This is a genomic window from Novosphingobium sp. SG707 (assembly GCF_012275515.1).
In the GTDB taxonomy this organism is placed as follows: domain Bacteria; phylum Pseudomonadota; class Alphaproteobacteria; order Sphingomonadales; family Sphingomonadaceae; genus Novosphingobium.
Window position 1 is genome coordinate 49712 of record NZ_JAAZQL010000005.1, and the last position, 15637, is coordinate 65348.

The 15637-nt window shown below is 63.9% G+C and carries 16 protein-coding genes; 7 read left to right on the plus strand and 9 right to left on the minus strand.

The window, feature by feature from the left end; genetic code table 11:
- Nucleotide 1: 1 nt before the first annotated feature.
- Entirely contained in the window at nucleotides 2-559 is a 558-nt protein-coding gene (locus tag FHW92_RS15400; protein WP_168604173.1) for a phosphoribosyltransferase family protein, read from the minus strand.
- A gap of 180 nt (nucleotides 560-739) precedes the next feature.
- Between FHW92_RS15400 and FHW92_RS15405 the strand changes: the two genes are divergently transcribed.
- Nucleotides 740-1030, plus strand: coding sequence for an EthD family reductase (locus tag FHW92_RS15405; RefSeq protein WP_168604174.1), 291 nt, complete (start codon nucleotides 740-742; stop codon nucleotides 1028-1030).
- A gap of 38 nt (nucleotides 1031-1068) precedes the next feature.
- Here the strand turns inward: FHW92_RS15405 and FHW92_RS15410 are convergent, their stop codons facing one another.
- Nucleotides 1069-2052: a 5'-methylthioadenosine/S-adenosylhomocysteine nucleosidase gene (locus FHW92_RS15410; RefSeq protein ID WP_168604175.1), complete on the minus strand. Its 984-nt coding sequence runs from the start codon at nucleotides 2050-2052 to the stop codon at nucleotides 1069-1071.
- A 116-nt stretch (nucleotides 2053-2168) separates the two neighbouring features.
- Between FHW92_RS15410 and FHW92_RS15415 the strand changes: the two genes are divergently transcribed.
- Entirely contained in the window at nucleotides 2169-2438 is a 270-nt protein-coding gene (locus FHW92_RS15415; protein WP_210428538.1) for a hypothetical protein, read from the plus strand.
- Between the two features lie 22 nt (nucleotides 2439-2460).
- Here FHW92_RS15415 and FHW92_RS15420 read toward each other — a convergent pair whose 3' ends face one another.
- From FHW92_RS15420 to FHW92_RS15440, 5 genes are all read right to left on the minus strand, one after another.
- On the minus strand, nucleotides 2461-4008 hold the full coding sequence (locus FHW92_RS15420; RefSeq protein ID WP_210428539.1) for a tannase/feruloyl esterase family alpha/beta hydrolase: 1548 nt from the start codon (nucleotides 4006-4008) through the stop codon (nucleotides 2461-2463).
- A 111-nt stretch (nucleotides 4009-4119) separates the two neighbouring features.
- Nucleotides 4120-4575 carry a hypothetical protein gene (locus FHW92_RS15425; protein ID WP_168604176.1) on the minus strand — a complete coding sequence of 152 codons (456 nt, stop codon included), beginning with the start codon at nucleotides 4573-4575 and terminating at the stop codon, nucleotides 4120-4122.
- Nucleotides 4576-4686: 111 nt separating this feature from the next.
- A complete protein-coding gene (locus FHW92_RS15430) occupies nucleotides 4687-6501 on the minus strand; it encodes a DUF885 family protein (protein ID WP_168604177.1) in 1815 nt (604 codons plus the stop codon).
- Nucleotides 6502-6673: 172 nt separating this feature from the next.
- Nucleotides 6674-6844, minus strand: coding sequence for a hypothetical protein (locus tag FHW92_RS15435; RefSeq protein WP_168604178.1), 171 nt, complete (start codon nucleotides 6842-6844; stop codon nucleotides 6674-6676).
- Between the two features lie 138 nt (nucleotides 6845-6982).
- Nucleotides 6983-8578, minus strand: coding sequence for an isocitrate lyase (locus tag FHW92_RS15440; RefSeq protein ID WP_168604179.1), 1596 nt, complete (start codon nucleotides 8576-8578; stop codon nucleotides 6983-6985).
- A gap of 180 nt (nucleotides 8579-8758) precedes the next feature.
- Here FHW92_RS15440 and FHW92_RS15445 point away from each other — a divergent pair, with 180 nt between their 5' ends.
- Nucleotides 8759-10156, plus strand: coding sequence for a helix-turn-helix transcriptional regulator (locus FHW92_RS15445; RefSeq protein ID WP_168604180.1), 1398 nt, complete (start codon nucleotides 8759-8761; stop codon nucleotides 10154-10156).
- Nucleotides 10157-10386: 230 nt separating this feature from the next.
- On the opposite strand, the gene FHW92_RS15450 is transcribed toward FHW92_RS15445, so the two are convergent.
- Nucleotides 10387-11298, minus strand: a complete 912-nt coding sequence (locus FHW92_RS15450) for a LysR family transcriptional regulator (RefSeq protein WP_168604181.1) — start codon at nucleotides 11296-11298, stop codon at nucleotides 10387-10389.
- A gap of 114 nt (nucleotides 11299-11412) precedes the next feature.
- Between FHW92_RS15450 and FHW92_RS15455 the strand changes: the two genes are divergently transcribed.
- The 4 genes from FHW92_RS15455 to FHW92_RS15470 all read left to right on the plus strand — a co-directional run bounded on the left by FHW92_RS15455 (nucleotide 11413) and on the right by FHW92_RS15470 (nucleotide 14414).
- A complete protein-coding gene (locus tag FHW92_RS15455; protein ID WP_168604182.1) occupies nucleotides 11413-12111 on the plus strand; it encodes a pirin family protein in 699 nt (232 codons plus the stop codon).
- A gap of 26 nt (nucleotides 12112-12137) precedes the next feature.
- A complete protein-coding gene (locus FHW92_RS15460) occupies nucleotides 12138-13055 on the plus strand; it encodes a pirin family protein (protein ID WP_168604183.1) in 918 nt (305 codons plus the stop codon).
- A 123-nt stretch (nucleotides 13056-13178) separates the two neighbouring features.
- Nucleotides 13179-13631 carry a cytochrome c gene (locus FHW92_RS15465; protein ID WP_168604184.1) on the plus strand — a complete coding sequence of 151 codons (453 nt, stop codon included), beginning with the start codon at nucleotides 13179-13181 and terminating at the stop codon, nucleotides 13629-13631.
- Nucleotides 13632-13703: 72 nt separating this feature from the next.
- On the plus strand, nucleotides 13704-14414 hold the full coding sequence (locus FHW92_RS15470) for a cytochrome b/b6 domain-containing protein (protein ID WP_168604185.1): 711 nt from the start codon (nucleotides 13704-13706) through the stop codon (nucleotides 14412-14414).
- Between the two features lie 9 nt (nucleotides 14415-14423).
- Here the strand turns inward: FHW92_RS15470 and FHW92_RS15475 are convergent, their stop codons facing one another.
- Complete coding sequence (locus tag FHW92_RS15475; protein WP_168604186.1) at nucleotides 14424-15467, minus strand: aldo/keto reductase; 1044 nt, start codon at nucleotides 15465-15467, stop codon at nucleotides 14424-14426.
- Between the last annotated feature and the right edge of the window lie 170 nt (nucleotides 15468-15637).

The following is a 15637-nucleotide window of genomic DNA, read 5'->3' on the forward strand; positions in this document are numbered from 1 at the left end:
CTTATTCCTCGCGCAGGATGATCGCCGCCTCGGGCTTGTGCTTGCGGATTTCCTCCTTGGTCAGCCCGTCCACCTCATGCGGGAACACCAGCCATTCGTCCGTTTCATAGACATAGAAATCGGGCTTGATATCCACTTTCGACCGGCGCGGTTTGTAGTAAACCGTGGCGCTGCGGATCGTCTTGGGCGTGTTATGCCGACACCGCGCGGCCAGTTCCTTGAGGAACGCGGCAATCGAGCGCCCGCTGTCGAACACATCGTCGATCACCAAAAGCTTGTCGGTAGGCTCCAGCGTGTCGATCAGATAGCCCAGCGAATAGACCTGGACCTCGTCCTCCTGACGGTCGATGCCGGTATAGCTGGCCGTGCGCACCGCGATATGGTCGGTCATCACGCCGTGATATTCCAGCAGTTCCTGAACCGCGATGCCGACAGGCGCCCCCCCACGCCAGATGCCTACGATATGGGTGGGGCGGAAATCGGAATCGAGGATTTTGTTGGCAAGGCGGAAGGAGTCGGCAAGCAGGTCATTGGCCGAGAGGTAACGCTTTTCGATCATGGCAGAACGGCTCTTTTGATGTCGGATGGGGCGAGGTTAAACGCTTTACGCGTCCTTGAACAGGCTCGCGGGCAAAAGCGCGTAGGACCAAAGGGCAATTCGCCTATTGCCGATAATTGCGGCAAGTTGGCACCACACAAGCGGCCCGGCCAGAACCGGGCGCGGGATGAGGAGAAGATCATGCCTACTCTGGTTGTCAGCTATCCGCTCGGGAATGACACGTATTTTGACGCCGAATACTATGTGGAAACGCATATCCCGCTGGTCCGTACCTGCTGGACGCCCTATGGGCTGAGCAGCGCCGAGGTGCTCTTGCCGCAGGGCGATCAGCCGTGGCACGGGGCGGTGTTGCTGCGTTTTGAAAGCAGCGAGGCAATCGATGCGGCGCTGAACGGGATCGAGACGCCCAAGGTGATGGGTGATCTGCCCAAATTCACCAATATCGCGCCGGTAATCTATCGGGCGTTTTGATGGGCTGAGAGGGCCGGTGCCCCGCTCAATTCGGCCCCTCAATCAGGAAGCGCGGCCACAAACCGCTGCACCACCGTGGCGGCATTGCGCGCGGCAAGGCGGCCGAACACCCAGGACTGGTTCGGCCCGCTGTCGCCGCCCGCAAGGTCGGAGAGCGAGCGGAAGCCGATGAAGGGCACCTGATTGGCATAGGCGACATGGGCCGTGGCCGCCGTTTCCATGTCCAGCACCTGCGCCTTGAACTGGGCGAAGAGATATTCGCGATATTCGGCATTGTCGGCAAAGGCGGGGCCGGAAATGCCGTTGCCGCCCACCATCACGCGCGGCTGATGGTCGAGGCAGCGCCCCGCCTCGGCCGAAACGCCGCGCGTCTGGGGGATGGGCTCGTTGGCGGGCAGGCAGCGTTCGAGCGCAAAGCCCCCCACCGATTTGCGCGCCAGCGCCAATAGCGCGGGATCGGCCGGAAACCAGCGATGGCGCTTGGCCGGCTGCGCGGCATTGCCCACGCGCACCGTGCGCGGGATCATCATGCCGTAATTGCTCAAATGGTCGGGGTCGTCATAAATGTCGGGGCTGATGAACTGATCGCCCTTTTTGCGGCCCAGCGCGACCTCCATATATTGCGCCCATTGGTCGGCCACCACCACATCGCCCACCGACAGCGCCGGGTCGATGCCGCCCGCGATGCCGGAAAAGACGATGCGCCGCGCGTTGAACCGGTCGATCACCAATTGCGTGTTCATCGCCGCATTGACCATCGAGACGCCCGATTGCAGCAAGACCACCGGGCGTCCGGCCATCTTGCCTGTCAGGATGGTCAGGCCGTTGATGTGATAGGCTTTGGGAGCTTTCACCGCGCCTTCCAACGCCACCCATTCCGGCTCGAAAGCGGTGATGATGACGGTGCGGGGGATAGCGTCCAGCTTGCCCGAAGCCACAGCGGCAGGCTTTGCCGCAACCGGGGCCGTCCCAAGTGCCGATGTTGCAAGGGCAAGAGCAAGCAGGCAGCGGCGGGCGATCATGGCAAACTCCATTGGAAACAGCGCCCAAGGGTGGGGCAGCGTGGCGCGAGGTGTCAACGGGGCCGAATTGCGGATGGGCCTGTTCAAACCGGGCGCGATGGCGCAAGGGTCTCGCCATGGAACTCGACATGCTGCTCACCCATTATTTCCACACGACTGATCTGGCTGATGTCGATCCCGATACGCTGGCGATGGGCTGCGAACAGCTCGCGCTCGATTTCGGGGTCGAGCAGGAGGGCGGGCGCAAATTCGCGCTCTGGGTGCTGCTCGACGCGATGGGCATGGCCCCGCCGCCCGCCGAGGCGTTCAAGGACCATCCTGAGCTGGTCGAACCGGCCTATGACTGGCAGCGCGCAACCTATCGGGCCGAGCGCGACCAGTCTTAACCGCCAGCCTTAATGCGCAGGGTTAATGCGGGGCGCAGGTGAAGCGGCCCTGACCCTCCGAATATTGGGCAAAACCGGGATAGGGGCAGAGCGGCATCGTCTCCGTTCCCGTCCGGCGAAAGGCGTCGATGGCATCGGGCGCCGCGCCCTTTTCCACCCAATCGACCACCGCGCCCAGCAGGTCGAATGTGTCAAACGCATTGCCTCCGCCGCAATGGCCCATGCCCGGCACCATATAGAACCGGCTGGCATCGGTGAAAGCCGAGCCATTGGCAGCGGCCGCGCGCTGCCAATAATCCCATGTGTCGAAGGCCGAGAACCACGGGTCGGAAACCCCGTGATAGAACAGCACCTTGCCGCCATGGCCCAGAAAGCCCGACAGGTTGGTCCAGCGGTCGGTGTCGGTTAGCCCTTGCACGAAATCGGCGCGGATCGCTTCGATGCGGGCGTCGGGATCGAAGGTCAAGGCGCGGATCGGCGGGCCGAGCGGGCCAGGCATGCCGGTGGGCAGGAAGCCGGGGATGCCGCCCCCTGTGGCGATGATGCCCGTGTCATAGGGATAGGGCGAATAGAGCGCATGGCCCGCCTTGTCGCGCGGGGGCTGGAAGGCGCGTTCGAGCACCTCGGCCTGAAGCGGCGAGAGGCAATTCTGCGCCGCGCCGGGCGCGCAGACCAATGCGGCGGGGCGGAAATGACAGGCCGCCACATTAGCTATCATGCCGTCCTTGCGCCCGTCCAGCGCGTCGCATTGGTTCAACACGCCATCGAGGATTGTCTTGCGGTCGGCGGCGGAAAAGATCTGCGCGGGGATCGGCAATCCGGCTTCGTCGCGCGGGGCGGCCTGGTTGAAGGTGACGGCGGCATAGGTGGTGGCCAGATTGGAATTGCCGGTGCGCATCGCGGGCGCACCAATCACCAGCCCGTCGAACAATTCGGGATAGCGCTGGGCCGCCAGCATCGTCTCGCGCCCGCCGGTCGAACAGCCCGCCATATAGGAGCGCGCGATCGGGCGGCGGTAATAGGCCCGCGTGATCGCCTTGCCCAGCAGCGCCACTTCGCGCACCGAGCTTTCGGCAAAATCGAGGGCGGCGCGTTGGTCGACCATGAAATCCCTGTTGAAAACCGCGCCCTTGTGGCCGCTGTCATGGCTGATGACGGCAAAACCGCGCGCCAGAGCGGGGACCTTGCCCGAGGCCGCCGCGCCGATGGGCGGGCGGATCGTGCCGTTCAGCCCGCCCCCGCCCTGCAGCAGAAAGCGCCCCTGCCAATTGGCGGGCAGGGCGATGGCAAAGCCGATGCCATAGGTGGTGCCCTTGGATTGGCGGGCATTGATCGTGCCTTCGACCCGGCAATGGGCGGGCAGTTCGACCGGCGGCGCGCCCATTTCGCCCGGCGCCGTGCCTGCCGGGATCATGCGGGCCGAGGTGATCGCCACGCCGGGGCCGAAATTCTCGCGCGCCATGGCCGCACAGGCGCCCGCCCCAGAGGCGGGAGGAGCCGCCATGGCCGGGGAGGCGGCCAGCAGCAGCGGCGTCAGCAACAGGCCGGAGCGCACGGAAAGCAGAGACATGGGGGGCGGTCCTCTCAACGCAGGTTTGTATCAACCTTTCGTTGTAAGGTATGACAATCCCGTCGCCCGCTGACAAGAATTTTCAGGCCCCGGCCATCGCGGCGCGGGCGTTCAATGCAGCAAAGTGTCGGCCGGAATATCGAACTGCGCGCTGCCCGCCATTTGCCCCTGCGCGCCGTTGAGCGCGCCCGCCAGCGCGCCAAGACAGGCCAGCGTCAGACTGGCCCCGCCCGAGGTGGTTTCCTCAAAGCGATAGGGCAGCAGGACCGAGGCCAGCGGCGTGCCGTCGGCCCCGCGCGACAGGCAAAAACCGCTGTCCTCGCCCATCAGGATCATGGCCGCGCTTTCCATCGCGCCGACGGCCAGAACCGCCTCGATACGATCACGCGATGGCGGCATGAGGCCCTGCAGCAAAGGTGTTTCCGGCGCATGGTCGAGCAGATCGAGGAACAGGCGCAGCAGATGGATCTCCTGCCCGGCCTGCGCCTCTTTTATGGTCCGGGCCAGTTCGTCCAGCCGGTGAAACCAATCCGAGCGATCCATCGGGATACCATTGCGCGCGCCCATCTTATTCCTTTCGTTGGTGGGCGGTTTGTACACGATGGGTTTGCGGAGAAACTTGCGGCGACCCCCTGTATTTAGCGCTAGGCGGCATTAACCATGCGGGGGCCGAAAATTTTAACCCTTGCGCCGCGCCGCGATGCGTTCATCCACCCGCCGTTCCAGCATGGCCAGCGGCAGGATGCCGTCCTTGAGCACGTCATGAAACCAGCCCATGTCGAATTTGGCCCCCAGCGCCTTTTGCGCCTTTTCGCGCTGGGCCACCCAGACATTATGGCCGATCTTGTAGCTGCACGCCTGGCCGATCATGCAGATATAGCGTTCGATTTCGCTCTGGCTGCGCCCGCGGACAAAGCCGGTGGTGTCCATCATATAGCGCGTGGCCTCTTCGCGGCTCCAGCGCTTGGTATGGATGCCGGTGTCGACCACCAGTCGCGTCGCGCGGAACAGCAGCGATTGCAGATAGCCCGCCTCGTCCAGCCCCGGCAGCGCGCCCAGTTCATAGGCCACCTGCTCGGCATAGAGCGCCCAGCCCTCGGCATAGGCCGAATTGAACGTGTTGCGCAGCAGGAGCGGCAGATTACCCGCGCGCCGCACATAGGACAATTGCAGGTGATGGCCCGGCACGCCTTCGTGATAGGTCAGATCGGGCAGGCTGTATTTGGGCCAGTTGGCGGTGTCGCGCAGGTTGATCCAATAGATGGCCGGACGCGAGCCGTCGAAGGGTGCGCGATAGTAATAGCCGTTGGGCGCGCCATCCTGAATCTCGACCGGCACGCGGCGGATTTCCAGCGGATCGTTGGGCGGATCGTTAAAGGCCGCGCCCAGCTTTTGCTGCATCGCCGCCACGCTCTGGTTAAGGCTGGCCAGCAGCGCGGCGCGGCCCTCGTCCGTATTGGGATAAAGCTGATCGGGGCGGGTGTTGAGCGCGGCCAGACGCGCGCCGATGGTCCCCTGCGTCATGCCATTGGCGCGCAGCACCTTGTCCAGCCGGGCCGAAAGGTCGGCGACCTGCGCAAGGCCGATCTTGTGAATTTCTTCGGGCGTAAAGTTCGTGGTGGTCGCCTCGGCCAGAGCGGCGGCATAGATCGCCTCGCCATCCTTGACGCGCCAGATGCCGTCGCCCGCCGGGGTCTGTCCTTTCAGGCTTTCGACAAAGGCGATCTGGCGGTCGAGCGCGGGATAGACCTTGGCCGCGACAATGGCGGCGGCGCGGGTCTGCCAATCGCCGGCAATCCCCGCCTTGGCCGCGCGGCGCGCCAGCGAGGTGGCCATGCCGCTTTCCTCAGGCTTTGCCGCGCGCAGGCCCCGCAATTGGCCCAGCGTCAGATCCAGCGACCAGCCCGGCGCGATCAGCCCGCGCGCGATGCGCGATTTCTGCTTCTCGCTGTCCTGATCAATGGCCCGGTCAAACGCATCGAGCCGCGCCAGATAGGCATCGGCATCTTCTTTCGTGGCGACCGGATGCTGGCTGTCGAGGAAATCGGGCACTTCGAAATAGGCGCCGTCGGCCTGCGAGAGGACATAGGGGTTCTCGACATTCTCGATGCCGAATTTGGCCGAGGCAATCGCGCGATCCTCATACCACAGCGCCAGTTCGCGCTGCTGCGCCGCCGTGGGCGACAAGGTGGCCGGGTTGATCGCCCGCAGCGCTGCGGCAGCGCCCCGGCGATGGGCCACATAGCGCTCGAAACCGGCCTGGCTGCGGTCGTTGAGCAGGGATTTGAGCGGGGCGCGTTCGCCTTTGTCCAGCCCGATCGAGGTGGCATCCTGCGGCGACAGTTCGAGGCGCTCGTAAAAGATCCGGTCGGTCAGCGCGACGAAAGCGGCGTCACCCTGTCCGGCGCCATCCCCGGCAGCGCGCGCGGTGATGGGCAGGGCGGCCGCCAGAGCGGCACCGGCGCCCGAGGAGAGGAATGCGCGTCTTTTCATATCTGTCGCCCCATGCAAAACCTGTGACGGGCGGTTGTGTATCAGCATGCGCGTAATTGACAAAGATGAAAGTAAGGCGCGGTCCGGGCAAAGGAAGGCCCGCCGGATCGCTCCGGCGGGCCTCAAGTCAACTCCTCCCCAGGAGTCTAAACGAAACTTGTGTCTGTTGTTCTTATCGGCGCGTCACGCTGCCCAGCCGGTGATACAGGTTCGAGAACTTGGCGGTTCCCGGTGCATCCTCATGGGCGCGCAGATAGAACAGTACCGCTTCCTGCAAGAGCCGGAAGTCCTCGGTCGAGAGGACGGCGCGGGCGCGGGCGGGTTCGCGAACTTGGGTCGTCATCGTCTTTCTCCTCATGCAAGAAGGGTTGGTAATCAAAAAGTAGGGCGGCCCCGGCCTACTGAGGCCGCCCCTGCGGAGTTTTACGCCGCGAACTGGTTCCCCTGCGGCTTTATGCCGCGAACTGGTTCCCCTGCGACTTTATGCCGCGAACTGGTTCATCGTGTTGTGGACACCACCGGCCTTGAGCGCGGCTTCGCCCGAGAAATATTCCTTGTGATCGTCGCCAATGTCGCTGCCCGACATGTTCTGGTGCTTGACGCAGGCGATGCCCTGACGGATTTCCTGACGCTGCACGCTCTTGACGTAACCCAGCATACCGGCCTCGCCGAAGTATTCCTTCGCCAGATTGTCGGTGCTGAGCGCCGCCGTGTGATAGGTGGGCAGGGTGATCAGGTGGTGGAAAATCCCCGCCTGAGCCGCCGCATCCCGCTGGAAGGTGCGGATGCGTTCGTCGGCTTCGATGGCCAGTTCGGTGGCGTCATAATCGACGCTCATCAAACGGGCGCGGTCATAGGCCGACACATCCTTGCCCGCTTCGACCCAGGCGTCGAACACCTGCTGGCGGAAGTTCAGCGTCCAGTTGAACGAGGGGCTGTTGTTATACACCAGCTTGGCATTCGGGATCACCTCGCGGATACGGCTGACCATGCCGCCGATCTGGCCGATATGCGGCTTTTCGGTTTCGATCCACAGCAGGTCCGCGCCGTTCTGAAGCGAGGTGATGCAGTCGAGAACGCAGCGGTCTTCCCCGGTGCCAGTGCGGAACTGGAACAGGTTGGAGGGCAGGCGCTTGGGACGCATCAGCTTGCCGTCGCGGGTGATCAGCACGTCGCCGTGGGTGATCTGATCGGCGGTCACTTCATCGCAGTCGAGGAAGCTGTTGTACTGATCGCCGATGTCGCCCTTTTCGCGGACATAGGCAATCTGCTTGGTCAGCCCCGCGCCCAGCGAGTCCGTGCGGGCCACGATCACACCATCGTCAACGCCCAGTTCGAGGAAGGCGTAACGCACCGCGCGGATCTTCGCGAGGAAGTCTTCGTGCGGAACGGTGACCTTGCCGTCCTGGTGGCCGCACTGCTTTTCATCCGAAACCTGATTTTCGATCTGGATGCAGCAGGCGCCCGCCTCGATGAACTTCTTGGCCAGCAGATAGGTGGCTTCGGCATTGCCGAAACCGGCGTCAATGTCGGCGATGATCGGCACGATATGCGTCTGGAACTCGTCGATCTTGTGCAGGAGACGATGGGTATTGACCGCATCGCCGGCCGCTTTCGCCGCGTCGAGTTCGCGGAACAGACCGCCCAGCTCGCGGGCGTCGGCCTGACGCAGGAAGGTGTAAAGTTCCTCGATCAGATCCGACACGCTGGTCTTTTCATGCATCGACTGATCGGGCAGCGGCCCGAATTCGCTGCGCAGCGCCGCAACCATCCAGCCCGAAAGATAGAGGTAGCGGCCCTTGGTGCTGCCGAAATGCTTCTTGATCGAAATGAGCTTCTGCTGACCGATGAAGCCGTGCCAGCAGCCCAGCGACTGGGTGTAATTGGCAGGGTCGGCGTCATAGGCGGCCATGTCCTGACGCATGATCTTGGCGGTATAGCGCGCAATATCAAGGCCGGTGCGGAAACGGTTCTGCAGGCGCATGCGGGCCACATTGGCCGCGTCGATGCCGTTCCATGTGTCGGTGTTAGGACCAATGGCCGTGTTGGCTTCGGCGATGGTGGACTGGTACGTCATGGCTTCAACTCCCGCTGGGTGTAACGCGCCCATCAATTGCCGGGCATCTGCGTTGTTGAAGCCTGTTTATGCCGGGGCCGGGCCGAAGAAAATTCACGGCGAAGTGCGGCTGTAAAACTTTACATCTTTTGTCTGTAAAGTTGTATAGACATGACAAGACAGCCATGAGAGGATGCCGCCATGTCCGGACCGAAACCCTTGTATATGGGGCCGCGCCTCAAACGCCTGCGCCGCGAACTGGGGCTGACGCAGCAGGCGATGGCGGCCGATCTTGAAATCTCGCCCTCCTATGTCGCCCTGCTCGAACGCAACCAGCGGCCCTTTACCGCCGATCTCGTGCTGCGACTCGCACGTGCCTATCGACTTGATCTCGACGATCTGGGCGGGGATGAGGGCGCCGATTACGGCCGCCGGTTGCAGGACGTCCTGCGCGATCCGATTTTTGCCGATATTGACCTGCCCGCGCTGGAGGTTGCCGATCTGGCCACCTCTTTCCCCGGCATTTCAGAGGCTTTGCTGCGGCTCCACGGCGCTTATACGCGCGAACAGGCCGCGCTGGCCGACCTCTCGGCGGGCGGGGGCAGCCAGACGCCCGACCCCGTGGCCGAGGCTCGGCGCTTTATCTCCTCCCGCCGCAACTGGTTCCCCTCGCTCGACGCGCGCGCCGAGGGCATCGCCGCCCTCGTGGCCGAAGCGGGCGATCCCAAAGCGTACCTTGCCCAGCGCCACGGCATCCGCACCCGCAGCCTGCCCGACCATGTGATGATGGGCGCGATCCGCCGCTTTGACCGGCACAATCAGCAATTGCTGCTGGTCGATACGCTCTCGGCCAATACTGCGCGGTTTCAGGCGGCGCTGCAGGTGGCCTATCAGGAATGCCGGGGCGACATCAACGCCCTGACCCGCGAGGGCGGGTTCGCCAGCCAGACCACATCGAACCTCGTCCGCCGCGCGTTGGCGGGCTATGTCGCGGCGGCCATTCTGATGCCCTATGACGCCTTCGCTCGCGCGGTCGAGGAGCGGCGCTATGATATCGAGGCCGTCGCCCGCCTGTTCGGCACCAGCTTTGAACAGACCGCCCACCGCATGACCACGCTGCACAAGCCCAATGCGGAAAAGGTGCCCTTCTTCTTCCTGCGCCTCGATGCGGCGGGGAATATCTCGAAACGGCTCGACGGCGCGGGTTTCCCCTTTGCCTCGCATGGTGGTGGATGCCCGCTCTGGAACGTCCACGATGCCTTCGCCGCGCCGGGCCGCGTCCACACGCAATGGCTCGAACTGCCCGATGGGCAGCGCTTCTTCTCCATCGCCCGCACCGTCGAATCGGGCGGCGGCGGATACCGCCAGCCCCGGATCCTGCGCGCCGTTGCCCTTGCCTGCGCCGCCGAGCATGCGCCTCGCCTGATCTATGCCGAAGGGGCCGATCCGCGCCGGGTGGAGGCCGCGCCTATCGGGGTGTCGTGTCGTTTGTGTCATCGCCCGGATTGTGCGGCGCGGGCCTTGCCGCCGATCGGGCGTGAGGTGATGGCCGAGGATTATCGGCGGGGGGCGGCGCCGTTTGGGTTGGCGGAGAGTTAGGGATTTATGCCTCCGGCGGGCAAAGGGACTCGTCCCTTTGCAATCCCATAAATGGGGGTGGGTTTGAGAGGGTGGGAGGTTTTTAAAGCCTGCGGCGCGGAGAGCCTGCGTTAAAGGCGCCGCAGGCTTTAAAATTCAAACGATGCGTCCGACACCGGGCGTCGAACCCATGGCGCAACGCAGACAGTAACGGGAGCGCGAGGGTCTAGACCCTCGCATCTAAAACTCCCTCAATCCCTGGCCCACTCCGCCCCCGCCAGCCTCGCCGCCAGAAACTCGATCAGCGCCACCACCCGGGCAGGCCGCAGCGCGCCGGGCGGCGTCACCAGATGGAGCGCGATATCGGGAATGCGCCACTCTGGCAGAATTTCGACCAGCGCCCCGCTGGCCAGATGTTCCCAGACCATGAAGTCGGGCTGGAGCGCCATGCCTTTGCCAGCCAGTAGCGCCGGGGTGAGGGCATCGGCATTGTTGGCGGACAGGCACCCTTCGACGGTGACGATATAATCGCCCTGACTGGCATGGGAGAACCGCCAGACTCCCGGCGCGGCAAGGTTGGAGTAGAGCAGCGCGGGCAGGGCGGCCAGATCGCGCGGATGGCCCGGCGCGCCGTGTTCCGCCAAAAAACCGGGGCTGGCCACCAGCGGTCGGCGCACCTTGCACAGGCGGCGCGCGCGCAGCGAACTGTCCTCCAGCCCCGCGATGCGCAGCACCACATCATGCCCGCCTCCCACCACATCGACCAGCGCGTCGGACAGGTCGAGATCGACGTGAACCTGCGGGTAGGCCGCCATGAATTCGGGCAGGATCGGCGCGACATGGCGCAGGCCAAAGCTCATCGGCACGGCGAGGCGCACCGTGCCGCGCGGGGTGAGCCCTTGCGCGCTGGCTTCGGCCTCGGCCGCTTCGCCATCGGACAGGATGCGGCGCGCGCGGTCCAGCACGCCCTTGCCGCTCTCGGTCAGCGCAAGACGGCGCGAGGTGCGATGCAGCAGCGGCACGCCAAGCCGCATTTCCAGCCGGGTCATCGCCTTGGACACGGTGGGTTTGGACAGGCCCAAGGCTTGGGCCGCCCCGGCAAACGATCCATGCTCGACCACCTTGGCAAAGATCGCCCATGCCTCAAGATCGGGCAAGCTCATTGGTAAAATCCTTTCACCGATGCTTTTCCATCATTGCCATTTCTTTGCGCGGCGCAATCCCTATCTTGGCCCCAGCAGCCGCGTATCCATACAGCGGCGCACTGGAGAAAGCCGATGATCGAACTTCGCCCCTTTGCCGGCCTTGGCCATGCCAATCATGGCTGGCTAGACGCCAATCACCACTTTTCCTTTGCCGATTATTACAACCCCGCCCGTATGCAGTGGGGCCCTCTGCGCGTGTGGAACGATGACACGATCGCCCCCAAGTCGGGCTTTCCGCCCCACCCGCATCGCGACATGGAAATCATCACCTATGTCCGCACCGGGGCGATCACGCATAAGGACAGCCTGGGCAACACCGGCCGCACCGCGGCGGGCGACGTTCAGGTGATGAGCGCGGGCGAAGGCATTACGCACGCCGAATACAACCTTGAGGACGAGGTGACCACGCTGTTCCAGATCTGGATCCAGCCCACCACGCGCGGCGGCGCGCCAAGCTGGGGCGCCAAGCAATTCCCGCGCGGCGAACGCGCCGGGCAGATGGTCGTGTTGGCCAGCGGTTATGGCGATGATGCCGATGCCTTGCCGATCCGCACCGAAGGGCGCGTTCTGGGCGCGACGATCCGCGCGGGCGAGAGCGTGGACTACCCGCTGGGCGCACAGCGCAAGGGTTATCTGGTCTCGGCCACGGGCCGGATCGAGGTCAATGGCATCGCCGCCCAGCCGCGCGATGGTGTGGCCATTGCCGATGAGGAAAATCTGCGTATCACCGCCCTGGATGATGCCGAAATCGTGCTGGTCGAAACCGCATAAAGCGCCCGGAAAGAAGGAGATGTCCCATGACTGATTTTGCCGTCAACAGCCCTGTCGAGATGATGATCGTGCCCCCCCTGCGCGATCTGGGCGATGGGTTCAATGTCCGCCGCGCCTTGCCCAATGCGGGGCGGCGGATGGTGGGGCCTTTCATCTTTCTGGATCAGATGGGGCCGGTGGCCTTTACCCCCGGTCAGGCATTGGACGTGCGCCCCCATCCGCATATCGGCCTTGCCACGCTGACCTATCTGCTGGACGGGGCGATCATGCACAAGGACTCGCTGGGCAGCGAGCAGGTGATCGAGCCGGGCGCGGTCAATTGGATGACGGCGGGGCAGGGTATCGTCCATTCCGAGCGCACCCCGGAAGGGCTGCGCGGTCAGCAGGGCGGGCTGTTCGGCCTCCAGACCTGGCTGGCGCTGCCCACGCAATATGAGGAAACCGCGCCGGAATTCTTCCACTATGGCGCGGGCGGCATGCCGCGCGATGGCGACAAGGGTTTCCATCTCTCGGTGATTGCCGGGCAGATCGATGGGCTGGTCTCGCCGGTCAAAACCTATTCCGATGTGCTGTGCGGCGATCTGGTCCTCTCGCCGGGCGGACGCTATCGCCTTGCCGCTGATCATGTCGAGCGCGCCGCCTATGTCGTGAACGGCGAGGTTGTCGTCGAGGGGCAGGAGGGCGTTTTTGCCACCAGCCAGCTCATCATCTTCAAGCCTGGCGCCGAGGTGGTGATCTCCAGCGCGAACGGCGCCCGCATTTTCCTGATCGGGGGCGAGCCTTTTGCCGAAAAACGCTATGTTTACTGGAACTTCGTCTCCAGCCGCGCCGACCGCATCGAACAGGCCAAGCAGGACTGGCGCGAGGGCCGCTTTGGCCCGGTGCCCGGCGATGATGAGTTCATCCCCCTGCCCGAGGATGTGCCCGGCGTGAAGCTCAAGTGAGGATCGCCAGTTTCAATACATTTGACGACATTCGAAGACTTGACTTTACCATGGCCAAAAGCGACCCCTAAGGCTGGTCGGGGGCGGCTCTTGCGCTGTGCCCGAAAGAGATCGGGAGAATTTATGCGCAAGATTTCGATGATGATTGGTGCGCTCGCGCTGGGCGTGGCTGTGGCGGCTCAGGCGGCATCGCCCGCCCAGACGATCGAGGCGCGCCAGAAGTCGCTCAAGGAAATGGGCAAGGCGATGAAGGGCGCGGGCGACTCGTTCAAGTCGGGCAACCCCGATGCCGCCGTCATCAAGGCCAGCGCCGCCACCGTTGCCGGTTATGCCGACAAGCTGGGCACCTGGTTCCCCAAGGGCACCGGCGCGGAAGCGGGCGTGAAGACCGCCGCCAAGGCCGAAATCTGGAGCGATCAGGCCGGCTTCAAGAAGGCCGCTGCTGATTTCTCGGCCGCCGCCAAGGGTTTCAAGATCGCCGCTGACTCGGGCGATCTGGCCGCGGCCGGCAAGGCGATGGGCGCGCTGGGCGGCACCTGCAAGGGTTGCCACGAAAAGTTCAAGAACAAGGACTGATCGGTCCTTTTGTATTGAAATTCTGGAGCGCCCGGCCAAAGTCGGGCGCTCTTTTTGATTGGGGGGTCCGATATGGATCAGAACAAGTCGCGCACCATCCGGCTATGGGATCTGCCGGTGCGCCTGTTTCACTGGAGCGTGGTGCTGCTCGTGCCCGCGATGTGGGCCACGTATAAAACCGGCAAGATGGACCTGCATATCAAGTTGGGGCTGGCGCTGGTGTTCATCGTGGGCTTTCGCATCCTCTGGGGCTTTTTGGGCAGCGAACCTACGCGTTTCACCAGTTTCGTGAAGGGGCCGGGCGCGATCCGGGCCTATCTGCGCAGCGGGCGTGGGGCCGATGGCGGCCCGGTGATCGGCCATAATCCGCTGGGCGCGCTTTCGGTGCTGGGCCTGCTGGGGTTGATGGCGGCGCAGGTCACGCTGGGCCTGTTCGCCACCGACACCGATGCCACCTATTCGGGGCCGCTCAATTACTGGGTGGGGTCCGATCTGGCCGAAACGCTGACCGAATTGCACGAGGTCGGGTTCAACCTGATCGTGCTGATGGTGGTCGTCCATTTGGGTGCGATCATCTATTACGCCGTGGCCAAGAAGGAGCGGCTGGTGCCTCCGATGGTGACGGGCAAGAAGACCTATGAAGAACCCGTGGCCCAGCCCAAGGGCGCGCCGCTGTGGCGTTTGGCGCTGGCGCTGGTGCTGGCCGGGGGCTTGACCTGGTGGGTCTATCATGGCGGCCATTTCGTGCCTCCGCCGCCCCCGGCTTACGATATTTCCTATTAAGGCCCTGAATTAAGGGCACGGATCCGGGTACAGGTTGTACACCTCGTTGATCGCCGTCAGCGCTTCCTCCGGGATGGGGGTGAGGCTGGCGGCGATGTCGATCTTGAGCTGTTCGACGCTGGTGGCCCCGATGATCGAGCTGGTGACAAACGGACGGCTGTAAACAAAGCCCAGCGCCAGTTGCTCGGGTGACAGGCCGAAAGCCTGCGCCACGGCAATATAGCGCGCGGCTGCCTGCTGCTGGTTGACGGTGAAATAGCGGGTGAACTGCTTGGCCACATCGACGCGCGAACCCTTGGGCACCACGCCGCCCAGATATTTGCCCGACAGATGCCCGGCGGCCAGCGGCGAGTAGGCCAGCAGGCCCACCCCTTCGCGCAGGGCAAATTCCGACAGGCCCATTTCGAACACACGGTTCAGAAGGTTATACCCATTCTGGATCGAAGCCACGCGCGGCAGGCCCTTGTCGCGGTGCAGGCGCAGCGCCTCGGACACGCCCCATGGCGTCTCGTTCGACACGCCAAAGGCGCGGATCTTGCCTGCCTTGACCAGATCCTTCAGCGCCGAAATGCTTTCCTCCAACGGCGCGGCATCGGCGCGGTCATTCAGCGATTGCAGCCCGCGCCCGCCAAACATCGGCACGCCCCGGTCGGGCCAGTGCAGTTGATAGAGATCGAGATAATCGGTCTGAAGCCGCCGCAGGCTGTCGTCGATGGCCAGTTCGATATTGCGCCGGTCAAGGCTGTTGTTGCCGCCGCGCAGCGGGAAATGGCGCGCCGGGCCGGACACTTTGCTGGCCAGCACGATTTTGTCGCGGCGGCCCGATTGGGCGATCCATGCGCCGATCATCTCCTCGGTCCGGCCAAAGGTTTCGGGGCTGACCGGGGTGACGGGATACATTTCGGCGGTGTCGATGAAATTGATGCCGTGATCCAGCGCGACCTCGATCTGCTCATGGGCCTCGGCCTGCGTATTCTGCGAACCGAAGGTCATGGTGCCAAGGCAGACGGCGCTGACCGAAAGGCCAGTGGTGCCAAGCGGGCGATAATCCATGCGGGGATGATTCCTGATTGGGGGGAAGGAGATAGGAAGCCCCAAGATAGGAAGCAAATCCCGGTTCATCCAGAGGGATAAAGCGGGATTTGTGCGCCGACAAGAAAACTCTACTGGATTAGTTGTCATTGAGGATTAATCAGAACCGGTCCATGGCTTGAGCGCCAGAA